The following is a 23,396-nucleotide window of genomic DNA, read 5'->3' on the forward strand; positions in this document are numbered from 1 at the left end:
AGGCACCGGAGTACCAGGCACCGGAGTACCAGGCGTCTCACCACCAGGCTTCGGCGTACCAGGCACCGGAGTACCAGGCACCGGAGTACCAGGCGTCTCACCACCAGGCTTCGGCGTACCAGGCACCGTAGTGTTGCCGGTCCCCGCGATGACGGAGCCACCGATGGTGGAACCAATGATTTGGTTCATATTGTTGGTTGTCTGATTGATGACTTGGTTTATCACCGTCTGCGGCAGACCAAGGCTTCTCCCCGTGGCCTGTGCCGCCGCTATGCCCTGCGCCCTCGCCTGTTGCGGAGAGGCGCCTCTACTTATCGCTGCTCGTGCCGCATTCGTTCCGGCAGCTGAGGCAGCGGCTGCACCTGCTTCACTTCCTGCCGATGTCGCCGCTTCCGCCCCGGTGCAGGCCACAGGGCCTACGAAGAAGCGGCCCCCGCCCGCAACGGCGGTCGGTCCGATGCGACCTTCAGAAGAAGGGCGCACCTTTATCCCCGCAGGGGTGACGGTGAACGTCCCGTTGGGATCGAAGTTCTCTCCCGTCAGGGTATTTCCTACCACCCGACAGCTCTGGTTCGGGACAGCGGAGGCCGGCCCGACGGTGGTCGCAGCCAACCCTCCGAAAAGCGCAACTGTCACGGCGGCGCTCAGGGCGATGTTTCCTCTCACGGCATTCTCCTTTTCGGCACTGGGATTGCTATTCCAGTCACGTGCCATCGTGAGCGGCAGGCCATAACCCTGGCGTGACTCCGGCGTGACGCTGACGTGGTGGTGCGACTGGCAGCAGCAACTCCGGGTTGAATCCGCGCGGCGTCAGATGCGGTGCATCGCAAGGCGGAGGGACGTCCGCATGCTGGATGTATGCGGACGTTCCGACAACGCGGCGAGGTGCCGTAGCTGTCGTCGCGCGCCCGCCAGGGATTACGGGACAGCCCTTGGAGCGACCGCTCGCAGCAGACCGGGCCGAACGATACGATGGTTATCAACGCCCAGTATTCCTAAGTAAATCGTCCTCGTTCGAGCTATATCGTGCGTGGGGCCTCCGAAGCGCCAGCGCACTGATGGGACGTTTCAGTTCACTCCTAGCCTTTGGGCTGATGAGCATGAAGAAAAAAACCTTGCGGAACATCAGTGTCGCAGCGGCGGCCTCCTTCTGCTTGGCGGCTGGCATATTGGGCACATCAGCAAGTAACTCCGTTGCCTCGCCGCAAAATTCCCAGGCCGCACCGTCCGCACTTAAGTGCTACACGACCATTAGTAATCCAAACATGATCGTGTGCTATCGACTTTCGAAGCGGACTGTGAACAGCGGCGGCCATATTGCATTCTTCCCCTTTCTCATTCAGGTGCCCACGCCTTCGAATCCGCCGCCTCCGGCCGTCGTAAATGTTTTGCCGCCGCCCCTGCCCAATCCGCATCCAGGGGAACTTTCACCCGAATCCTCCAGCGGCACCGAACACTCACCCCAGCCACCAGTCGGCTGAGATCGTCTTCACCTGTTGTGGTGCGATCAGTGCCGCAGGGCGGTTCCCACGTCGACCTTGATGTCGCCCGACAACTTGCGGTTGCTGCGGGCCGTGGCGTCCTTGGAGGCCTTCGGACCGACGCCGTCGACCGTCACCACCACCGTGTCGAGGAGATTGCCGTTCGGGTCGCGGAAGTTGATCTGCACGGCGTACGACTTTGCCGAGTCGGCGCTGTTCGTCACGGTGACCTTCGCAATGACGCGGCCGTCGTGGTCGGTGCTCGGTGTGCCCAGCTTGACGTCGCTCTTGGCGTTCACGGCGTTCTTGAAGCCCTTCAGCTTCTCGCCTGCGGCGGCTGTCGCCGAGGCCACCACTTCGGGGGCCTTGGATTCCACCGACGCCGCGGCGGACGCAGCTTGGGACGCCGTGCTGGGGGCCTTGCCGCCGCCGGAACAGGCGGCGGCCGTCGACACCACAGCCGCCGTCAGCAGTACGGCCCACAGGCCTCGCGCGGCTTTCCTCGTCATCGCGCCTCCCAGCACTAGCCCATCGCCTCAGTCAAAGGGGCGGCGGGCGGGGCCGCACGCGGTGTGCGCCAGTCGGGTGACGGTCCGGGCTGGAGCGGAGGCCGTGCCTCAGCCTGTGTCCCCGGGGCCCCGGGGACACAGGCTTCAGGTGCGCGAGCAATCGATCGTCAACTGTCAGCCGTCATCGTCAGCGGCCGTAGCGGATCAGGGCGCGGACCATGCGACAGGTCGTGTCGGACGGCGGGTGGATGCCGATGCGCTCGGCAGTCGTACGTATCTTGTCGTTGGTCGCGGTCGACGGGTAGTAGACGCCCGTGTCGAGCAGGGCGATCGCCAGGCGCATGGCCTTCAGGCGGCGATTGTGGGAGACGTACCACTCGCGGGGCCGGCCCGCGGGGAGCGGCTTCTTCTGCAGGGGCTGTTGGAGCGGCTTGGTCGTGACTGCGGCAACGGCCATGGGCAACCTCCTGGCACGGTCGTGAAACCCTCACGAACTACCTCCATTTTACGGCCCACCACTGACAATCACCGCTGGCCAGACGGGCTTTCGCGGAATCCCTCCCGTAACGTTGACCCCATGGAGATCTGGATCAATCCCGCCTGTTCCAAGTGCCGCGGCGCGGTGCAACTGCTCGACGCGGAGGGTGTCGAGTACACCGTCCGCCGCTATCTGGAGGATGTGCCGTCACCGGACGAGATCCGGGCCGTGCTCGACCGGCTCGGGCTGGAGCCGTGGGACATCACGCGGACGCAGGAAGCGGACGCGAAGGAGCTCGGGCTCAAGGAGTGGCCGCGCGATGCCGGTTCGAGAGAGCGGTGGATCTCGGCGCTCGCCGGGCATCCGAAGCTGATCCAGCGGCCGATCATCACGGCGGACGACGGGACCGCCGTCGTGGCGCGCACGGACGAGGCGGTACGGGACGCCATGGGGCGCTGAGCACCCGTGCAGCGAGAGCTACCGGGTCAGGAGGCATCGGTAACACGGGGTTTCACATTCGGGCAACGGACGGGAAATCGCGTTTTGCGAAGCTGCGCTGCAAAGACCGGACCGCAGGACCGCAGCACCCGCACAGGATGGCCCGGCTTCCTGGCCGCGCAGGGCGGCTACTACTGCGGTGTCGGCGCCGACGAGATCTTCGGCCGCGAGATCGTCGAGAAGCACCTCGACAACTGCCTGAAGGCGGGCCTCGGCATCCCCGGCATCAACGCCGAAGTCATGCCCGGCCAGTGGGAGTTCCAGGTCGGCCCGCTGTCCCCGCTGGAGGTCTCCGACCAGCTGTGGATCGCCCGCTGGCTGCTGTACCGCACCGCCGAGGACTTCAACGTCTCCGCGACCCTCGACCCGAAGCCGGTCAAGGGCGACTGGAACGGCGCGGGAGCGCACACCAACTTCTCCACCAAGGCGATGCGCGAGGGCTACGAGGCGATCATCACCGCGTGCGAGTCGCTGGGCGAGGGCTCGAAGCCGATGGACCACGTCAAGAACTACGGCGCGGGCATCGAGGACCGCCGCCCGAACGCCAACGTCGACCCGTACGTCGTCACGCGGCTGATCGTCGACACCTGCTGCACCGCGCTGGAGAAGGCCGACCAGGTCTGATCCCGTTCCGCCGTCCGCACGAGGGGGTGCCCGCGACCAGGTGGGCGCCCCCTCGTCGTAGCAGAGCCAACCTTCCTCCGGCCGATGGCCGCGCAACCCCGGTGGTACCGACCTCACCCACGATTGGCAGGCGGCACTGGGGTTACGGAGCGGTGCTCAGGTGCAGTGTCGTGGTCCCCAGATGCGGTGTGGCCCGGGACTCCAGCGCCTTTACCCGCACCGCAGTGGCCGTGACCGGCGTGGCAAGGGGCAGGATGCGGCGGTGGCCGATCGTCGTGCCCTCGGCGATCCGCTGCCAGGTCCCGCCGATCCGGGCCTCGACGGCGAACTTCTCCACCCGCTGCCCGTGCCGGATGTCCTCACGCACGGCGACCCGGTCGAAGGTGTACGGCGCCGGGCTCAGCTTGCGTACGTCGGTGCCGTAGATCCGGCGTACGTCGGAACCGAAGGCGGTCAGTGACGCGATGTCGGAGTCGTCGATCCGGCCGTCCTTGTTCGGCGGAACGTTGAGCAGCAGGGAGGCGTTGCGGCCGACGCTCTTCTCGTACAGGTTCATCAACTGGGCAGGCGTTTTGGGCTTCTCGTTCGGGTGGTGGAACCAGCCGGGCCTGATCGAGACATCGGCCTCGGCCGGGTACCACTGCAGATAGTTGACGGCCGGGTCGAGGATCTTGGCCCGGGAGCCGATGTCGGGGGCGGTCGGGCCGTTGGGGAGGCTTAGGCTGCCGAACCCCGTCCACGGGTCGGTGATGTGCGGGGTGACACTCCACTCGGTCTCGCGGGCGATGCCGCTCTCGTTGCCGACCCATCGCACGCCCTGTGGGCCCTGGAAGACAACGGTGTCCGGCGATAGCGCCTTGACCATGTCGAACCACTGCTTGACGTTGTACTTCTGGGTGATGCCGGAGCCGGACCAGGGGTTGGCACCGTCCAGCCAGAGTTCCTCGATCGGTCCGTACTGGGTGAAGAGCTCGTAGAGCTGGTTGAGGTAGTACGCGTCGTAGTCGTCGGCCATCACCTCGAAGGTGGGCAGCTCGCCGCGCTTGACGGCAGCAGCGCGGTCGTCGCCGGGGACGAGGGTGGGGATGGTGCGCGCGGTGACAGCGCTGCCGTTGCCGAAGCGGCCCTCACCGGCCGGGGCGCGGTCGCCGTCCGCCAGGGCCACGCGCTCTGGCAAGCTGAGCGGCTTGCCCTCGGCCTGCTTCTCGCGGATCGTGTCGACCCACTGCGCATGCCAGGCGTGCGGGAGTTCGGCGCCGTCGGAGGGCGAGAGATAGAGCCCGACCTTCAGACCTGCCTTGCGGGCGGCCTTCACATAGGCGGCCACGACATCGGGGCTGCCGGGGCTGAGCGCGACCGAGTGGTCGGTGTAGCGGCTCGGATAGAGAACGAAGCCGTCGTGGTGCTTGGCTGTAAGCATGACCTGCTCGATACCGGCCGCCTTGTAGGCGCGCATCCACTGGTCGGCGTCGATGGCCTGGGGGGCGAAGAGCTTCTCGTCCTCCGTGCCTGAGCCCCACTCGCGGCCGGTGAACGTGTTCATCCCGAAGTGCGTGAAGGCGGTGACCTCCCGCCGCTGCCAGGCAAGTTGGTTGCGTGTGGGAACGATGTTCGCGGCCTTCTCGATGATCCGGTCCGGGCTGTCGCAGGATTCGACGGTCATCTGCGAAGCGGGCTTCACGGGCGCGGTGCACGGGGTGCCCGGTGGCGCCGACTGCCTGCTCGCGTGCTGCTGCGCAATGGCCTGTACAGGGACGAGCGCGGCGGCGGCCGCCAGCGCGAGCGCACTGAGCACACGGGGGCTTCGTGCCATGGTTCCCTCCCATTCCCGACCATCATTGGTCGGATCTCTTGAGCGCCGACGCGTGCATGGTGTCGCACAGAGCAGCTGACGGGAAGGGTGTGCGCAACATACGTCCCATCTCTCGTTCCTAAAGCCCAAGCCCAGAGCCGGCTTCCGGCGCCCGGGCGCGGGACCGCCCCGGGCATGCGGACCGCGCCGCCGGGCGGAGTGGAGGGGCGGTCCCGACAGCCGTCTGCTCGCCGTACCGGCGAGGGCGGGCGACCGGCTTGGCTGAACGGGACGCCGATGGACGGCAGTCGGGTGGGCGCCCTGCGCTGACACCCGGGCTTCTTGCGAGCCGGGCAGGATCCGAATGGGCCCCGGTCGGTCCGGTGGGACTGAACACGCTCTACGTGAGCAGTTCGCCCTGGAGCGCGGCCGCGAGGCCCACCTCCGCGTTGTCCGCCCGGCCCATTTCGAAGGCGCGCTGGTACGCGGCGTCGCCGACGGCCGCGCGTGCCTGGCGTTCGCAGGCCTCGCGCAGCGGGCCCAGTTCCGGGGTGCCGCGTTGCGGATGACCGACCATGCGCCAGTAGACCTGTCCCGTGCCGTAGACCCGGGCGGCGCGGGTGCCCGCGCCCTGGGCGGCGATCGCCGCGGCCAGGATGTCCAGGCCGAGTGCGATGCCGAAGCTGTCCCTCAGGCGGTGCTTGCCCGCGAGCATCGAGCGGGCGTGGGCGGCGGAGGCGTCGGCGTCGCCCTGCAGCAGGGCGATCAGGGCGAGTTGGTAGTCGACGTAACTGCGAGTCCAGCGCTCGTCCTGTGCCTCGCAGGCCTCGCGCAGGACCATGGCCGCCTCCGCCGCCTCGTCCAGCCGTCCGAGGCTGGTCAGGGCGAAGACGGTGATGAGGTGGCAGCGCAGCCGGTAGGCCGATTCGAGGGGGGTGGCGGCGCCGGTGGTGCGCAGCACCCGGTCGATCCGGCTCAGGCTCGCCTCGGGGCGGCCGGTCATCAGATGGGTGAGGCCGCACAGATAGGCGGCGGCGAGGATGCCTTCGTCGGCCCCGTCGCGGGCCGCCGCCCTGGTGCACTCCCGGCCCAGGCGCCGGGCGGCCGGATAGTCGCCCTGGAGCATGACGGTCATGCCCAGCACCCACAGGGCGCGGGTGCGGTGGGGGCCTTCGGCGGGTCCGGCGTCCAGGGCGCGCTGGGCGTATTCGCGGGTCTGCGGCAGATGGCCGCAGCAGCACCAGAAGAAGCCGATCCGGCCCGCCATTTCCTGGGCGGCCCCGGTGTCGTGGGCCAGCAGGTGGTCGAGCGCGGCGCACAGGTCGGCGTGCGACTCGGCGATGCGGTGGTACCAGCTGATCTGTTCGTCGCCGGTCCAGCCCGCGTGGGCGTGGCGGGCCAGGCCGAGGAAACAGGCGGCGTGCCGGTCGGCGGCGGCCCGTTCCTCGCCGAGCTCGGCGAGCCACATCCGTCCGTACTCGCGGATGGTGTCGAGCATGCGGTGCCGTACGCCGTCCCGTCCGACGACCGACTTGGCGACCAGGCCGTGCAGTGCCTCGGTCACACCGTGCTCGGTGAGCGGCCCTCCGGCGCAGACCTCGCGTGCCGCGGCCTCGTCGAAGTCACCGCGCAGGACGGTCAGCCGGGCCCAGAGCAGCCGTTCCAGCGGGGTGCACAGCTCGTGGCTCCAGCCGATGGCGGTGCGCAGGGTGCGGTGGCGCGGCAGTTGGAGTGATTCGTCGGTCGGTACGTCGAAGCGGGAGCCGATCCGTGACGCGACCTGCTCGACGGTGTCCCGGCCGAGCGCTCCCGCCGCGAGTTCGATGGCGAGCGGAATGCCTTCGAGGCGGCGGCAGATCCCGGCGACGGCCTCGGCGTTGCCCGGCGCGTCGAGGGCGAGCCCCGGAGCCGCCGCGGCTGCCCGGTCCCGGAACAGAGTCAGTGCGTCGGCCGCGCCCTCGACGGGCAGCGGTTCCACCTCGACGAGTTGCTCGCCCCTGATGCCCAGCGGCTGCCGGCTGGTGGCGAGCACGGTGAGGCCGGGCGACGTGGTGAGGATCTCGCCGAGCAGATGCGCGCACGCGGAGCGCAGATGCTCGCACGAGTCGAGGACCAGCAGCAGTTCCTTGTCGACGAGCCATTCGCACAGCGCGTCGATGGGCATGCGCAGGGTGTGGTCGCATAGCCCGACAGCGTCGGAGACGGTCGCGACGAGCAGTCCGTCGCCGTGGAGCGGTGAGAGATCCGCCCACCGGGCGCCGTCGCGGTGTCCGGCCGCCGCATGCCGGGCCGCGCGGACCGCGAGCCTGGTCTTGCCGACACCGCCGGTGCCGGTGAGTGTGGTCAGCCGACGTGCGGCGAGGGTGTGTTCGAGCCTGGCAAGTTCCCCTTTCCGTCCGACAAAGCTCGTTGTCTCCTCGGGGATGCTGCTCGCCATGGTCACCGTCGCTGAAACAGGTGGACCGGCCGGTCCCAGCCCCTGATTCCCGTACTGCGCAGGCATGGGAGGACGCCTGGCGTACCGAAAAGGGGCCGGGACCGGCCGGGGGGAAGAGGAGTCGCCGGGGAGTGCGGTGATGCGGCACTCCCCGGCGACTGCTGCCTCTCAACGTAGTCCTGTACGGCTCAGCTCAGCGAAAATACCGCCACCGTCCGCCCCGGGACGGTGAAGCTTCCCGAACTCCTCTCGTACATCGACTTCTTGACGGTAGAATCCGCGCCCGCAGCCTGGACGGGATGCAGGGCGTACTGCTGCCCGGCCAGGCCGGCGATCTTCTGGGTCTCGGCGCCGGGGGTCGCGTTGAGGACGACCACCAGCTTTCCGAGCCTCATGGTGATCACACCCGGTGTCTCGTCCTTCCCGGAGAGCGGGAAGGACAGGGCGGACTGCACCTGCTCGGTGGTGGAGAGGTCGAAGTCCTTCTCCGTGGAGCGGATGGTGAGCAGGTCCTGGTACGCGGCGGACGCACCGTTGATCTGTGCGCAGCCGGGGCTGAGCGCGGCCCCGGTCAGCAGCGGCTTGGCATAGGACCACTTGGACAGGTTGTCGGCGGCCGGGGGCAGTCCACGGCCGAAGCCGTTGCCGTCGCGGCAGTCCCAGTGCAGAGCGTTGAACCAGTCACCGCTGTCGTACGAGTTGCGGTCCAGGGACTTGGAGCGCAGCAGGTCGGTCCCCGCCTGGGAGAGCGAGGGCCCCTGCGAGAGGGTGGCCGTCGCCATCGCCAGGACCTGCATACGGGCCCGGTCCGCCGCTGATGTGCCCGCCGGGAGCTTGAAGGCGAGCGCGTCGTACAGCGACTCGTTGTCGTGGGCGTCCGCGTAGGCGAGGGCGTCGCCGGGGACCGCGGCGTATCCTGCGGGGGCCCCGTTGTAGTCGACACCCGAGCCCTTGACCGTACGGCCCGAGGAGTCGGTGAAGGTGTAGTCGGCGAGGTTGCCGGTGAGGCCGACCTTGATCAGGTCCTGGTAGTGGAGCAGCCGGGCCTTCTGTTCGGCCTTCGTGCCATTGGCGGTCGAGGTGTTGGGGTCGGTGTAGAGGCCGGTGGCGAAGCCCTGCACGCCCGGGTCCTCGTCGAAGGGGCTGCCGCCGCGGACGGCGTCGCGGGACCGGTCGGAGAAGGTGGCGATGCCGGTGCCGGCCATGTTCTTCTGGGTGGCCTGGACGAAGCGGGCATCGTCGGCGATCTCGCCGAAGTTCCAGCCCTCCCCGTACAGGATGATCTTCTTGCCGTCGACGCCGTCCTTGGCCACGGTCAGCGCGTCGAGCGCCTTGCGGACGGCAAGGATGCCGGCCTTGGGGTGGTGGCCCATCAGGTCGAAGCGGAAGCCGTCGACCTTGTACTCCTTGGCCCAGGTGACGACCGAGTCCACGACGAGCTTGCCCATCATGGTGTTCTCGGGTGCGGTGTTGGCGCAGCAGGTGGAGGTGGCGACTGTGCCGTCCTCCAGCAGCCGCTGGTAGTAGCCAGGCACGATCCGGTCGAGCACGGACTTGTCGTCCTGGCCAAAGGCCACGGTGTGGTTGTAGACGACGTCCATGACGGTCCGCAGACCCGCGCCGTTCAGTCCCTGGACCATCTGCCGGAACTCGACGGTGCGCCGGGTGCCGTTCGGATCGGAGGCGTACGCCCCCTCCGGGACGGTGTAGTGCAGCGGGTCGTAGCCCCAGTTGAACCCGTCCTGCGCCGCGGCCTTCGCCACGCAGGCCTGCTGTTCCTCGGAGTCGGGGGCGTACACGTACAGATCACAGGCGGGCTTCTGCTGGGCGGACTTCTTCTCGGGGATGGTGCCGATGTCGAAGGCGGGCAGCAGATGAACGTAATTGGTACCGGAATTCGCGAGCTGCTTGAGGTGCTTCATCCCGTCGGAGCGGGTGTCGGTGAAGGCGAGGTATTGGCCGGGGTGCTTCGAGGTGCGGTCCGCGATCGAGAAGTCGCGGATGTGCAGCTCCTGGATCCGGGCGTCACGCAGCGGGACTGCGGCGGGCTTCCTCAGCCCGGACCAGCCCGTCGGCGCGAGGCCCGGGTCGTCGAGGTCGACCACGAGGCTGCGCGCGGAGTTGGTGGTCAGGGCGGTGGAGTAAGGGTCCGTGACCTTGTTGGTGACGATCTTCTGGACGGTGGGTGCCCAGACGTCCACCACATAGCGGTAGGGCTTGCCCGTCCACTTCTTCGTGCCCGTGACGGACCAGATGCCCGTGCGGTTGTCACGGCGCATCGGGACGCTCCGGCCGTCGAGTTCGAGGGCGACGGTACGGGCGGTGGGTGCCCAGACGGAGAGCGTGGGGCGGCCGTGGTCGAAGACCGGGCCGAGCGAGGCGGTGGCCGCGTTCTTCCCGTAGAGGTCGTCGAGCACGCCCGCGCTCTGTACGCCGGTGGCGGCGAGCAGCGCACCGTTGGCGGCGCGCTGGGTGGCGATCAGCTGGCCGCGCAGCGCCTCGCGCACCCTGTCCCGGTCGCGGACGTCGACGGTGAACGCCGGATAGTCCTTGAGGTGCGGGTACTTCGTCTTCTGCGCTTCGGTCAGCGCGGACGGTGCGAGCCGCAGCCACTGTCCCTCGTCGGAGAGCGCCCCGTCGACGACGGATATGCCGCCGCCCGATGCGTAGACGAGCTGCTGGCTGGTGGCTTCGGTCGCCTTCACCTTCCATACGACGGTGTCGGAGTCGATCCACTGCGCCTCGGCCTCGGTGAGATCGGGTGTGGGTACGCCGCCGGTCTGCGGCAGCAGATAGCCGGGCGTGCCGCTGAGCATCCAGACCTCGTGCCCGTAGGTGGCGATGTCGAGCGACTGGTCGCTCGGCAGGTCCTTCTCGTCACCCTTGTGCAGGATGTAGCTGAGCGAGGTGGCACCGTCGGTGAGCGGCACCTCGAAGGTGACGCCGGAGGCGTCCTTCTTCGCCGGCTGGAGCGGCTTGGCCCAGTCGGTGGGATCCTTGGCGCCGGTCCAGGTGTGCAGCCCCCAGCCGTCGTAGTCGCCGTCGGCCCGGTAGTAGTGCAGTACGGCCTCTGTGGTGTCCTGCGGCGGGTAGGCGCCGTCGGGGGCCTTGTCGGCCTGGCCGTCCTTGCCCTGCTCGATCCAGACCTGTCCTGTCTTCGCGAGTTCGACGGTGCGCTGCGGACCGTCGGCGGTGCCGGACTTCTCCACGGTGTACGGGACAAAGGCGGCGCCCTCATCGAGCTTGATCCAGGCGAAGGCGCCGTAGGCGTCCCGCCCGATGAAGTCGGCTTTCGTGTCGCCGGACTTGACCTGCCAGCCGTCGTAGTCGCCGTCCGCACGCTTGTAGTGGACGACGGCGTGGTCGCGCTCGACTGCGACGGGCTTCTCGGCGGCGGGTGCCTGGCCTGCGGTGGACGAGGCGGTGGTACTCGCGGTGCGGCCGGTGCGGTCCACGACAACCGCCTTGTACCGCAAGGGCGTTTCCTCGGCCACCGTGTCGCCCACGGTCTGGGTGACCTTGTACGGGGCGTGGTCGGCGGAGCCGAGGGTGACCCACTTGCCGTTGCCGGTCTGGGCGGCGAAGACGACCCGATTGAGCTGTCCGCCGTCGACGTCGGCGGAGATCTCGACGGTGCCGGTGGCTCCGGCTGCCGGGGCCTTTAGGGTGATCGAGGGCTTGGCGGCCGGGTCGCCCAGCGCCTCCTCGGCGCGCAGCACGATACTGGAGAAGGCGGGCACCGTGACGGTGATCTTCTTGTCGGCGCCGCTGCGGACGGTGGACGAACCACCGTACAGCGTACGGAAGTTCATGCCCGCAGATGCGGTGGGCAGCTCCACGGTTTTCGGCCCGGTGCCGTTGTTGGTGGCGACGACGTACTCGTTCGGCTTCTCGGGATCCGTACGGGAGAAGGCGTACACGGACCCTTCCGCGTGGCGTTCGGTCTGGACGCCGTCGCGCAGAGCCGGGTTCTTCCTGGTCAGCTCGGAGAGCGCGGCGATGTTCCGGTAGAGCGGGTGCTTCGTGTCGTACGCGTCAAAGGCGTGGGTGCGGTCGGTGCCCAGCTCGTCGTCGTCGAGGTAGTCGGCGGTCTTCGAGGCGAACATGGTCTGGCGGGCGTCCTTGTCGCCGCCCGCGCCGGTGAAGCCCTGCTCGTCGCCGTAGTAGACGACGGGGTTGCCGCGGCTGAGGAACATCAGCTCGTTGGCGAGCTGGGCGCGCTTGACGAGTTCGGCGTCATCGGCCTTCGGGTTGTCCTGCTTCAGGAACGCCCCGATGCGTCCCATGTCGTGGTTGCCGAGGAAGGTGACCTGCTCGTAGGCGTTGGCCTTGTCGGTGGTGTACCGGTAGTCGTCACCGAAGACGGTGGCGGGTTTCGAGGCCGGGGCGCCCTGCGAGGCGTACTGGCGTGCCGCTTCCTGGAACGGGAAGTCGAGCGTCGCGTCGAGCCGCCCCTGGGTGACGTAGGGCGAGGTGATGGCGGTGTCGGCGGAGTAGACCTCGCCGAACATGAAGAAGTCCTCGCGCCCTTGCTGGGCGGCGTAGGCGTCCAGCGCCGTCGCCCACTGGGTCCAGAAGTCGAGGTCGACGTGTTTGACGGTGTCGATCCGGAAACCGTCGATATCGAAGTCCCGGACCCACTTCTCGTAGATCTTCTCCATGCCGGAGACGACCTCGGGCCGCTCGGTCCACAGATCGTCGAGCCCGGAGAAGTCGCCGTACGTGGTGGACTCGCCTGCGTAGGTCGAGTCGCCGCGATTGTGGTACATCGTCGGGTCGTTGAGCCAGGACGGGACCTTGTTCCCGGTGTTCTCGGGTGTGTACGGGAAGGAGTCCGCGTCGGCTTTCGCCAGGCCCTTGCTGTCGTCGAACGGGCGGCCGTCCTTGTCCAGGTACGGGTAGGCGCCCTTGGGCCGGTAGCCGTAGGCCTTCTCGGCGTAGTCGACGGTGTCCGCGGTGTGGTTGGTGATGACGTCGAAGAAGACCTTCATGCCCTTGCCGTGGGACTTGTCGATCAGTTTCGACAGGTCGGCGTTGGTGCCGAAGTGCGGGTCGACCTGGGTGAAGTCGGTGATCCAGTAGCCGTGGTAGCCGGCCGAGGCGTCCTTGCCGACGCCCTGGACGGGGCGGTTCTTGAAGATCGGGGCGAGCCAGATGGCGGTGGTGCCGAGGCCCTTGATGTAGTCGAGTCGCTCGGTCAGGCCCTTGAGGTCGCCGCCCTGGTAGAAGCCCTTGTCCGTGGGGTCGTTTCCGGTCTCCAGGCGCGAACCGGTCAGTCCGCCACGGTTGTTGGAGGTGTCGCCGTCGGCAAACCTGTCGGGCATGACGAAGTAGAACTGCTCACGCGTCAGATCGTGACGCGCCGGCTCGGCGGCCAGCCGGGCGTCCGAGGGCGGGCCCGGGGGTCTCGGCGCGGCGGACGCGGATGCCGCCGGTACGACGGGGAGGAGCGCCACGCAGAGTGCGGCGACGGCTCCCCGTCCGAGGGTGGAACGGGACACGGGCGGGGTCTCCTTGTGTGCGGGTGGGGGTTCTCGGGGTGGGGGGATGGTCGGGTGCGGGGTGGGGCGGGGGCCCACCAGGGCGTCTCCTCGGACGACGCAGACTCGTCCGGCACCGCGAGTGAGCCGCTTCATTACTGCGTCGTCCTGCGGGGATCGCCCTGGTGGGCCCCCGCCCCCGGTCGCCGCACATCACGGGCCGGGGGCGCCGCGATCGAACGGCGGTGCACCGGGAGGGGACGTGTCGGGGGGTGGTCCCCGAAGCGTGACGCAGCAGGAGCACTGCGTGCGGTGCGTCTGCGTCACCCGAGGAGACGCCCCTATGCGGCCCCGGACCCCGGGTCGCCCGGCGGTCCGGGGCGCTCGTGGCTCAGGCGGGCGCGCAGGTACGGGCGTTCACCTGGAGCGCCACCGCCGTGTTCGCGCCCAGGGTCGCGGTGAACCGGCCCGAGTCGTTCACCGTGACGCCGTTGCCGGACTGGATGTCGCAGTAGTCACCGGCGGGCAGCGAGGTCTGGAACGTACGGGTCAGCGAGGAGCCCCCGTGGTTGATCGCGACGTACGCCTTGGAGCCGCGGCCGAACGCGATCCGGTCCCCGCCGTCGTCCCACCAGTCGGTGACGGACTCGCCGCGCGCCGTGTTGCGGAAGCCGACCATGGAGGAGATCTCGCGCCAGGCGTGCTGGCACTTCCATCCGTCGCTGTAACAGGCGTTCACCGTGCCGCCGCCCGGCGGGCCCGCGTTCTTGTCGGACCACTCGTAGCCGGAGTGGATGTCGGGCGAGCCGTACGGCCAGGCCAGCATGAAGACATTGGCGAGGGTGTAGTTCGCGCCGTCCTTGTAGTTCAGCGTGTCGCCGCCGCGCTCGGTGTCGTGGTTGTCGACGAAGACCGCCGCCTTCGACGAGGGCATGAAGCCCCAGCCCTCGCCGTAGTTCTTCAGGTAGGCGAGGTTCTCGTTGTCGAAGACCTGCTTGAGGCCGCGGGCGTAGCGGAATTCCTGGACGTCCCCGGTGCCGGTGTACTCGTCGGGCTGGACGGCCTCGCCGGCGCCGTATATCGCCTCCTGCTTCCAGTAAACGTCCGGGTCGCTCAGCCGTGACTTGATGTCCGCCAGGTCGGCGGCGGGCATGTGCTTGGCCGCGTCGATCCGGAAGCCGTCCACGCCCAGGGAACGCAGGTCGTCCAGGTAGGCGGCGATCCGGCCGCGTACCCAGTCCTCGCCGGTGTCCAGGTCGGCGAGGCCGACGAGTTCGCAGTTCTGGACGTTGGCACGGTCCTGGTAGTTGCTGATCTGCGCGGTGCAGTCGTCCATGTCGGCGGCGGAGTAGACACCGGGGTAGTCGTACTTGGTGTACGAGGAGCCGCCGGTGCCGGTGCCCGATCCGGCCGACATGTGGTTGATGACGGAGTCGGCGACCACCTTGACGCCGGCGCTGTGGCAGGTGCTGATCATGTTGGCGAAGGAGGCGCGGTCGCCGAGCCGTCCGGCGATCCGGTAGCTGACGGGCTGGTACGAGGTCCACCACTGGCTGCCCTGTATGTGCTCCTGGGGCGGCGAGACCTGCACGTAGCCGTAGCCGGCCGGGCCGAGCGAATCCGTGCACGCCCTGGCCACGGAGTCGAACTTCCACTCGAAGAGGACGGCGGTGACGTCCTTGTCTCCGGGGGCGGCGGCCTGGGCGGTCGAGGTGGGGGCCACGAGGGCGGCGACGCCTGCTGCCAGGGCGAGCGCCGCGGACAGTGGTCTGCGTGCCATGTTTCCTCCTGCTGTGGGGGGAAATGCGGGTGACGGTGCAGCCTCACATGGCAACGCGCCCTGCCTTCAAGGCTCCTGAAGGTTCTTGCTGCAAGAATGCAAACCTTGCCGCGACGGAGACCGTACGAGCCTGTCCAGCCTCGGTCAACCCCTGGGGCGCCGCCCGCTTACATCCAAGAAACCCAGCAGCTCCGCTCCTGTAAGGACTTACGCAAATCATTGCGGCACTGTTAGTTTTCTCCCGACTCCGGTCCGGTCGGCCGGGGTTCCGGCACCCCCGGACCCCACGCACCCGGTCGGCCAGGCCGGTCCGGTCACGGGAACGCGGGATGCGAGGCACGACGGGGCAGGCAGGCTTCGCCACGATCACGCGTGGCCGCCACGACCGCTTCGGCGCGGCGGACACGGTCGGACGGGTCCAGTCAGGCAACCCGGCCCTGCGGTGCGTGCACGAGAGTGGCCCAGGTGCACATCCCGTCACCGGGCGGGTAAGCCCCCGCCCCGAAGCCCCAGGTCCCCAGATACTTCTCCACCAGCTCGGGGACCCCGACGAGGGCGGCCCGGCGGCGTTCCTCGCACGCGGCAGCGAGCCGGGGATGGGCATGGGCGGCATGCGTGTCGTACACCGCGACCTGGAGCACGCCCGCCGCCCGGCCCAGCGCGAGATGAATCTGGTCACCGGCTCCCGTGAACCGGCAGGCGTAGGAGACGAGTTCGTGAACCAGCAGCAACGCCGGGAGCATCACCTCCTCCTGCACCTGATGCCCGTCCAGGATGACCTCGACAGCCTCCTCGGCCAGGTTCGGCGTGGCCACGGCCGAGGGTAGCGTGAGCCCGTAGGCAAGGCTCTCCGGGCCCGGCTCTCGCAGGTCAGGGCGCGGCGGGGGGCACTGGGTGAACCGAGCAGTAGCACGCAGGGCGAGGGAAAGAAGCGGTGCGATCGGTGGTACGGGAATGAAGCGCGGGGCTCCAGTCGGTACGGCGGGGGTGAACTCCCCGCCGGGCGAACCGTTCATGGGGCCGGTCCTGGACAGTACGGGTGTGTTCGTTTTCGGGCATGGCAACTCCGCTCGCTGGTGCGGTGATTGGTGATCCGTGCGCGTACGTGGACGCCTGCGACACGCAGCGGGGCAGTGGCTCGTCTCCCTGACGCGGGCGCACCCCTCCCAGGGCAGGAGGATGCGGGCAGGCTCGCGTGATGCACTTCGTTCTCGCCGTGCGTGAGCGTCACATGACTGAAGGTAGAGCATCAGAGGTGGCATTTACCACCCAGCAATGGCAATTACCCTCCATCGTGGACCGCGGAGTCCATCGAGCAGGCAAACTGGCTCTACATCGCCCGAGAGAGAAGCGACATGCCACCACGGAGCATCCCCACCGAACGCCAGAAGCGGCTCGGCTCCGAGCTGCGCAAGATGCGATCCGACGCAGGGGAGAGCACCGAGTTCGCAGCCCGCCTGCTCGGGCTGGACCGAATGAAGATCTCCAACATCGAGTCCGGGGTCCGCGTCATTACGCCTGAGCGAGTCCGGACGCTCGCATTCAACTACGACTGCCGCGACGAGCCTTACATCGAGGCTCTCGTGGCTATGGCCGAACGTCGGCAGAAGGGTTGGTGGGAGGCGTACCGGGGCCAACTGTCAGCAGGACTGCTCGACATCACCGAGCTGGAGTGGCACGCGACTGCCGTTCGAACCGGCGCCTTCCTCCATGTGCCCGGACTGCTCCAGACCGACGGCTATGTCAGGGCAGTAGGCAACGCGGCCCTGCCGCCTCTCTCCTCCCATGAGGTCGAACTGCGTGTCGCGCTCCGCATGCAACGCCAGCAGGTGTTGCACCGCGAACGCCCGATCACGTACACCGCCTACATTCACGAGGCGGCCCTGCGGATCGAGTTCGGCGGAATGAAGGTGATGCGCACCCAGTTGGAGCACCTGTGCGATGTGAGCGAGCAAGACAACGTGGACGTGCGGATTGTGCCGTTCTCCTCAGGAGCGTTCCCTGGTGCAGGGCAGGCACTGTTCTACGCGCAGGGGGTCGTCCCGCAACTGGACACCGTGCAGCTCGACTCAGCTCACGGCCCGGCGTTCACGCATGCTCCCGCACAGTTGGACAAGTACCGCTCTCAGCTGGACTGGATGGAGAGCGTTTCCCTCAGCTCCAGCAAGTCACGAGACTTCATACTCACTCTGACCGCCGCCTGACGGGAGACGACACCATGCACGACATCATGTGGGAAGAGCCCTTCTGTGCGGAGAGTTCCAACTGCTTCCGCTTCGGCACCGACACCGACGGCAACGGTTACATCGCCGTCGCCGGCCAGGAGGACAAATGCCTGACCGACTCGGCCGATGCCCTGCGCACGCTCATCCGGGACATCAAGGCCGGCAAAGCGGATCACCTGCTGTAGACGCCACCTCAAACCATGCCAAGAGGTAAAGCACGATCACGCATCCAGAGTTCACACCGCAGCGCATAAGCCCTCTGCCCTGCCTGGGGGTTGCGGGCTTCCCCGCAACCCGGTTGCGTTCGGTGGGTAGTACCCTGATCCACATCACCACCGAGGCGATCCACCAAACCGCGGATTACGCCACGGTGATCCACTCGGTGGACGCCACAGTGTGTTTCTGCATCTTGGGCAGCACGCTTCCCGAAACTGCTCTGCCTGCCAACTGAAGCGCTCAGCCCTGCGACCGGCTCTCCGGGCTACGTCGGGCTGCGCATGGCCGTAGCAGCGGTATATGACTGTTCTCGGGATTCTCCACGCAAGCTTCGACCCTGGACGCGGACGGGAAGCCTAGAGGAGGGAGTGTGTTCCAGCCAGACCACGCTCCAAGAACGGCGAGTTTCCCAAAAACAGGCACACGCACGTTCTCAAGCCGCGACCATCGATGCAACGGGAGCCGCCATCGGCTGCTAAGTATCTTCGTGGGAGGTAGTCCGCATGTTCGACGAAGCGGCCGTAGCCATCGCTACGGGTGCCGCCAGCAACGTTGTCGCTTATCTTCTGCAGGGACGAGCAGATGCTCTTCGCGCTCGGCTCGACGCCGTCTTCCAGCGTGGAACCGCAGAGCAGCGGTCCGACGCATTGCAGGCGTTGGAGGGCGATTCCATCGCGCTGGCGCGACACACCGTGACCGAGGCGGAGGCAACCGCCCGGTGGACGAGATTCTTGACTGCCTTTCTTGCTGCCTGCCCGGACGCGCGGACGGACCTTGAGGCCCTGGCCTCTGCCGCTCCGCCGGCCACAAGAACAATCAACATCGGGTCCCAGCACAACCACGGATCCGGGACCTTCATCGGTGGTGACAACCACGGCGGCATCACCGTGACCAACGGCGCCAACTAGTGGAATCGTCCAACTCTGACCAGAACTCCCTCCGAGAACAGCACAATCATGGGTCCGGGACGTTCATCGGTGGTGACAACCACGGCGGCATTCACTTTGAGATGCTTGATGCGAATACCAAGTCTCTGCTCGTCAAGATGACCAAGCAGAGCCCCCCCTTGGCTAGACTGCTAACCCGAGCCCTCGAAGATGGCGTAATTTCCCCGGATATCGTGGACTCCCTGGCCAAAGCAGCCAGAAGCATCAACGAAGATGTCGCCCAACAACTGGAATACGCTGCGAGAAACATCAACGAAGACGTCGCCGGCATACTGGGATACGCCGCTCGCAACATCAACGAAGACGTCGCCCAATCTCTCGCGGTCACTGGCGATAAAATCAATCCTGCCGTAGCGCAACAATTGTCCGAGGCGGCACATTCGTTGAGCAAATTCGACACTCGATTCGAAACCACCAATCTACAAAAGGTCGCTACGCGATTCGAAGCTGCCAAGGATTCCTTGACCGAGGTTGCCGCACGGTTGGATCGCCTCCAGAACGACAATCGCCTATCCCGCACCTCTGACATATTAGACAATGCCGCAGAGCGAATGGAGCGCCTCGTCACACCGCCCCCACCAGCGATCATCGTTGACCGGAAGGCGCAGATCCACTCGTTTCTATGGGGAGTCGGAGCCGGGGCAATCGCGGCCCTCTACCTGTTTAATCGGTAGTCCACTCCAGCAACGCAATGGGGCAGCAGTGCTCACGACGCCTTTTGAGGTCTTTCTTTTGCATCAACAGCGGCCTTCACATTGGAAGCTGCATTCAGACGGGCCGTTTGAGCTCGGACGAAAACGCGGCCGCCAAAGGAGCTCCATCCATAGAGAGAGGAAAGCCCCTCCGCTAGAGAGGCCGCGAACACTGATAGCGCACCCAGACTGCGAGACATCAGGACCGCCGACCAAGTCACGATTCCGCTTTTTCCTTGATTGGCAATGAGAGAACATTGCCCAGACCACAATTCAAAGACCTGAGCCGTCCTAGCAGAGAAGGCGGATAGACACGCCAAGAACGCATAGAGAAGGAAGCCGCTGCCCAGAATGCGCTCCGCACCCCCGGGTACCGAACTATCACCTGGCCACGGCCAACCCAGTGCTAGTCGAAATGCTGCCACGCCCGAGCAGGCCACGAGGAGTCCAGCTTCGAGGAGAGCACTCCAAATACTCTCATAATCATCAACCTCGTCGCCTCCCTGTTCAGGCTCATGCGGAGATTCTCCCGATACTAGAGGGAGCTTCCCTGTCGGCCGGAGACAAATGTTCCACACGTCACCGTTGACGTCTCCACCCACAAACGTCCCCGGCCCGTGATTGTGCTGCTCACGGGCTTCGCTATCCGACATGTGACTACTCGCTCGCCATGTTCAAGGTCCACCCTGCATGGGCGAAACAACCGTGGAAGAAGGGCTCTCTTGGTGCGCTGCCCATGAACCTACCGCTCTCGCCCAACAAGTGAGGGGTGATCCCAGCAAGAAGAAGTCAGTAGTCCGCACACAGTCCGCAAGACACCCACTCAAGACCGTCGCACCCCATCGCCAGCAAGCGATTAAAGACCAGGTCAGCGACCTGCAGGAAAGATCCCCGCAGGTCACCGACCCGCCCAATTACTAGGAGACCAAGAAGGCCTGATCTTTGATTAGTAGTCGGGTCGCCCAGGGGAATCTCAACCCTGGGCGACCCGACTAACCGACACGCTGGCGACCGACTGATTCCTGGATAGCGGCCTCCTTCTGGGAGGAGGGCACGCATGAAGGTCTCCTGGAGGAACAGGGCGCATACGCGTCCGTGTGGCGGGCGCAGGCTCGGACCTATAGCGACCCGCCCCAGTCGCGTACGCGATAGTGACCGTTCTCGGGGGCAACGGGCCGAGCCTCCGCCTCGGACCCCGGACCCCGGGCCCCGGTCCATCGACCGGTGATCGTGCGTGACACCGTACGGCGACCGGGCGAGACCCCGTAGCAGCGCAGCGGCGGAGGCCGCCCGGCGTCAGGCGCTGCGCACCGCCGCCGCGGTCGATCCCCGTACCACCAGCTCCGGCCGGAACACATACTCCGTACGCTGCACGGGGCTGCCGCCGATCTCCTCCAGCAGAGCGCCCACCGCGGCCGCCGCCATCGCCTGTACAGGCTGACGCACCGTCGTCAGCGGCGGATCGGTGAACGCGATCAGCTGCGAGTCGTCGAAGCCCACCACCGACACATCGCGCGGCACGTCGAGCCCGCGCTCCCGGGCCGCACGCACCACGCCCAGCGCCATCAGGTCGCTACCGCAGACAATGCCCGTGCACCCCTGGTCGAGCAGCGGCCCGGCGGCGACCTGACCGCCCTCGACGCTGAACAGCGCGGAGACGACGAGGAGTTCGGCCTCGGCGCGGTCCAGGCCAAGCAGGTTCACGGCGGCCTCGATGTAGCCCTCCCGCTTGCGGCGGGACGGCACATAGCGGTGCGGCCCGGTGGCCAGGCCAACCCTGCGGTGGCCGAGATCGACGAGGTGCCCGACCGCCATCCGTACGGCGGCACAGTCGTCGGGCGAGACGAACGGGGCGCTGATCCGTTCGTTGTAGCCGTTGATCAGGACGAAGGGTACGCCGCGTTCGGTGAGCGCGGCGTACCGGGCCGGGTCGGCCGACAGGTCGGCATGTAGCCCGGAGAGGAAGACGATGCCGCCGACGCCGCGTTCGACGAGCTGCTCGACGAGCTCGTCCTCGGTGGCGCCGCCGGGTGTCTGGGTGCAGAGCACCGGGGTGTAGCCGTGCCCGGCCAGTACCTGTTCGACGGACTGCGCGAACGCCGGGAAGATCGGGTTGGTGAGCTCGGGCGTCACCAGTCCGATCAGCCCGGCGCTGCGCCGGCGCAGCCGTACGGGGCGTTCGTAGCCCAGGATGTCCAGCGCCGCGAGCACTCGCTTACGCGTGGTGTCCGCGACGCCCGGTTTCCCGTTGAGCACGCGGCTGACGGTCGCCTCACTGACCGCTGCCTGGCCGGCGATGTCCGAGAGCCTCGGCGCACCACCGGTCCCAGGGCCTCCCTTCCGGATCTTGCCGGCCTGATCCGGAAGGGAGGCCCTGGACAGGGGGACGGTCACACCGTCCACCACACCGTGGTGTCCGCCGGCAGTTCGATCTCGGCGCCCTCGTCGGCGACCGGGGTGCTGGACAGCAGGACGGTGCCGTGTACGGGGATGCGTACCGGACGGCCTGTCGCGTTGACGGTGCAGACGAAGCCGGGGCGGGCGAAGACCAGCAGACCCTCGGGGGCCTGGAGCCACTCCACCGCGGTGCCGGCGCCGAGCCCCGGGTGCACCCGGCGGGCGGCGATCGCGGCCCGGTACAGCTCCAACGTGGAGTCGGCATCGCCGGTCTGCGCCTCGACGCTCAACCCGCCCCAGCTGTCGGGCTGGGGCAACCAGCTGCCGCCGCTGCCGAAACCGTAACTGCTGCCGTCGCGGGTCCACGGGATCGGTACCCGGCAGCCGTCACGGAAGCCGTCCTGGCCCTCCGCGCGGAAGAACGACGGGTCCTGGCGGACCTCGTCGGGCAGATCGGTGACGTCGGGCAGGCCGAGCTCCTCGCCCTGGTAGATGTACGCGGAACCGGGCAGTGCCAGCATCAGCAGGGTGGCGGCGCGGGCCCGGCGCAGGCCCAGCTCGCGGTCGCCGGCGCTACGGATCTGGGTTCCGAGACCGGGCGGGTTGGCGAACCGGGTGGTGTGCCGGGTCACATCGTGGTTGGAAAGCACCCAGGTGGTGGGGGCGCCGACCGGACGCATCGCGTCGAGCGAGACGTCGATGACCTTGCGCAGCTCGGCGGCGTCCCAGGCGGTGGACAGGTACTGGAAGTTGAACGCCTGGTGCATCTCGTCGGGGCGCACATAGTTGGCGGTGCGCTCGACGGTGGGGGTCCATGCCTCGGCGACGAGGATCCGCCCACCCGTCGCCCACCACCGCCCTTCCAACGAAGGCCCTTCGGGCCCCTTCTTCCCCGTCGCCCACCACCGCCCTCCCCACGAAAGCCCTTCGGGCCCCTTCTTCACGGGGTACTCGTCGAGGATGGTTCGCCAGGAGCGGTAGATCTCGTGGACCCCGTCCTGGTCGAAGAACGGCATGACGTCGTTGCCGAGCAGCTTGAGCTGGTCATGGGAGCCGAGGTCGGGCAGGCCCTCGGCCTTGACGAGGCCGTGGGCGACGTCGACCCGGAAGCCGTCTACGCCCATGTCGAGCCAGAAGCGCAGGATCGAGCGGAACTCGTCGGCGACGGCCGGGTGTTCCCAGTTGAAGTCGGGCTGCTCGGGTGCGAAGAGGTGGAGGTACCAGTCGCCCGGGGTGCCGTCCGGGTCGGTGGTCCGGGTCCAGGCGGGGCCGCCGAAGATGGACTCCCAGTCGTTTGGCGGGAGTTCGCCGCCCGCGCCCTTGCCGGGGCGGAAGTGGTAGCGCTCGCGCAGCGCGGAGCCGGGGCCCTCGGCCAGGGCGCGCTTGAACCACTCGTGCTGGTCGGAGGAGTGGTTGGGCACCAGGTCCACGATGATCCGCAGGCCCAGGTCGTGGGCGTCCCGGATCAGCTCGTCGGCGTCCAGCAGGGTGCCGAACATCGGGTCGATGGCGCGGTAGTCGGCGACATCGTAGCCCGCGTCGGCCTGCGGGGACGCGTAGAACGGGCTGAGCCAGACCGCGTCCACCCCGAGGTCCTTGAGGTACGGGAGTCTGCCGCGTACGCCTGCGAGGTCGCCCATGCCGTCGCCGTTACCGTCGGCGAAGCTCCGTGGATAGACCTGGTAGATCACCGCGTCCTGCCACCAGCCGGTCTGGTGGGCCGGAGCGTCGTCGGACGTGCCGGTGGAGGGGGCAGCGAGGTGCTGGGTCATGTCGTCCCTGAGGTGTCTGGGTGGGGAGCGTCGCCGGTACCGGGTCGGGACACCGGCGACGCCGTGAC

14 protein-coding genes and 2 pseudogenes are annotated in these 23,396 nt (G+C 67.6%); 7 read left to right on the forward strand and 9 right to left on the reverse strand.

Annotated elements, in window-relative coordinates:
- The first annotated feature begins 1,094 nt into the window (after window positions 1–1,094).
- Window positions 1,095–1,481 (forward strand): hypothetical protein, encoded by a 387-nt coding sequence (locus ABT115_RS01870; protein ID WP_351782842.1) that lies wholly within the window; start codon window positions 1,095–1,097, stop codon window positions 1,479–1,481.
- A gap of 26 nt (window positions 1,482–1,507) precedes the next feature.
- Here ABT115_RS01870 and ABT115_RS01875 read toward each other — a convergent pair whose 3' ends face one another.
- Together ABT115_RS01875 and ABT115_RS01880 are read right to left on the reverse strand one after the other, a co-directional pair.
- Window positions 1,508–1,990 carry a hypothetical protein gene (locus tag ABT115_RS01875; protein ID WP_351782844.1) on the reverse strand — a complete coding sequence of 161 codons (483 nt, stop codon included), beginning with the start codon at window positions 1,988–1,990 and terminating at the stop codon, window positions 1,508–1,510.
- A 187-nt stretch (window positions 1,991–2,177) separates the two neighbouring features.
- A complete protein-coding gene (locus ABT115_RS01880; RefSeq protein WP_351782847.1) occupies window positions 2,178–2,447 on the reverse strand; it encodes a hypothetical protein in 270 nt (89 codons plus the stop codon).
- 120 nt (window positions 2,448–2,567) lie between these two features.
- Here ABT115_RS01880 and ABT115_RS01885 point away from each other — a divergent pair, with 120 nt between their 5' ends.
- The gene (locus ABT115_RS01885) at window positions 2,568–2,927 is read left to right on the forward strand and encodes an arsenate reductase family protein (protein WP_351782849.1); all 360 of its coding nucleotides are present in this window, start codon (window positions 2,568–2,570) and stop codon (window positions 2,925–2,927) included.
- A 135-nt stretch (window positions 2,928–3,062) separates the two neighbouring features.
- Window positions 3,063–3,590, forward strand: a pseudogene (locus ABT115_RS01890) (glutamine synthetase); the annotation flags it as partial.
- A gap of 142 nt (window positions 3,591–3,732) precedes the next feature.
- On the opposite strand, the gene ABT115_RS01895 reads toward ABT115_RS01890, so the two are convergent.
- From ABT115_RS01895 to ABT115_RS01915, 5 genes and pseudogenes are all read right to left on the reverse strand, one after another.
- Complete coding sequence (locus tag ABT115_RS01895; protein WP_351782852.1) at window positions 3,733–5,403, reverse strand: alpha-L-fucosidase; 1,671 nt, start codon at window positions 5,401–5,403, stop codon at window positions 3,733–3,735.
- A gap of 379 nt (window positions 5,404–5,782) precedes the next feature.
- Window positions 5,783–7,819: an ATP-binding protein gene (locus tag ABT115_RS01900; protein ID WP_351782855.1), complete on the reverse strand. Its 2,037-nt coding sequence runs from the start codon at window positions 7,817–7,819 to the stop codon at window positions 5,783–5,785.
- A gap of 188 nt (window positions 7,820–8,007) precedes the next feature.
- Entirely contained in the window at window positions 8,008–13,320 is a 5,313-nt protein-coding gene (pulA, locus tag ABT115_RS01905) for a pullulanase-type alpha-1,6-glucosidase (protein WP_351782858.1), read from the reverse strand.
- A gap of 382 nt (window positions 13,321–13,702) precedes the next feature.
- Window positions 13,703–15,079 (reverse strand): annotated as a pseudogene (locus tag ABT115_RS01910) (alpha-amylase); the annotation flags it as partial.
- Window positions 15,080–15,501: 422 nt separating this feature from the next.
- The gene (locus tag ABT115_RS01915) at window positions 15,502–15,894 is read right to left on the reverse strand and encodes an ATP-binding protein (protein WP_351782861.1); all 393 of its coding nucleotides are present in this window, start codon (window positions 15,892–15,894) and stop codon (window positions 15,502–15,504) included.
- A gap of 540 nt (window positions 15,895–16,434) precedes the next feature.
- On the opposite strand from ABT115_RS01915, the gene ABT115_RS01920 reads away from it, so the two are divergent.
- The 4 genes from ABT115_RS01920 to ABT115_RS01935 all read left to right on the forward strand — a co-directional run bounded on the left by ABT115_RS01920 (window position 16,435) and on the right by ABT115_RS01935 (window position 19,141).
- A complete protein-coding gene (locus ABT115_RS01920) occupies window positions 16,435–17,283 on the forward strand; it encodes a Scr1 family TA system antitoxin-like transcriptional regulator (RefSeq protein WP_351782863.1) in 849 nt (282 codons plus the stop codon).
- A gap of 14 nt (window positions 17,284–17,297) precedes the next feature.
- Window positions 17,298–17,489 carry a hypothetical protein gene (locus ABT115_RS01925; RefSeq protein ID WP_351782866.1) on the forward strand — a complete coding sequence of 64 codons (192 nt, stop codon included), beginning with the start codon at window positions 17,298–17,300 and terminating at the stop codon, window positions 17,487–17,489.
- A gap of 534 nt (window positions 17,490–18,023) precedes the next feature.
- Complete coding sequence (locus tag ABT115_RS01930) at window positions 18,024–18,428, forward strand: hypothetical protein (protein ID WP_351782868.1); 405 nt, start codon at window positions 18,024–18,026, stop codon at window positions 18,426–18,428.
- Window positions 18,428–19,141 carry a hypothetical protein gene (locus tag ABT115_RS01935; protein WP_351782869.1) on the forward strand — a complete coding sequence of 238 codons (714 nt, stop codon included), beginning with the start codon at window positions 18,428–18,430 and terminating at the stop codon, window positions 19,139–19,141. The genes ABT115_RS01930 and ABT115_RS01935 overlap by 1 nt, the downstream gene beginning before the upstream one ends.
- Before the next feature lie 1,314 nt (window positions 19,142–20,455).
- Here the strand turns inward: ABT115_RS01935 and ABT115_RS01940 are convergent.
- Together ABT115_RS01940 and ABT115_RS01945 are read right to left on the reverse strand one after the other, a co-directional pair.
- The gene (locus ABT115_RS01940; protein WP_502969002.1) at window positions 20,456–21,565 is read right to left on the reverse strand and encodes a LacI family DNA-binding transcriptional regulator; all 1,110 of its coding nucleotides are present in this window, start codon (window positions 21,563–21,565) and stop codon (window positions 20,456–20,458) included.
- Window positions 21,550–23,328 carry a glycoside hydrolase family 13 protein gene (locus tag ABT115_RS01945; protein WP_351782871.1) on the reverse strand — a complete coding sequence of 593 codons (1,779 nt, stop codon included), beginning with the start codon at window positions 23,326–23,328 and terminating at the stop codon, window positions 21,550–21,552. The genes ABT115_RS01940 and ABT115_RS01945 overlap by 16 nt, the downstream gene beginning before the upstream one ends.
- Window positions 23,329–23,396 lie beyond the last annotated feature (68 nt).

The sequence above is a fragment of the Streptomyces sp. NPDC001832 genome (genome assembly GCF_040297265.1).
Taxonomy (GTDB): Bacteria; Actinomycetota; Actinomycetes; order Streptomycetales; family Streptomycetaceae; genus Streptomyces.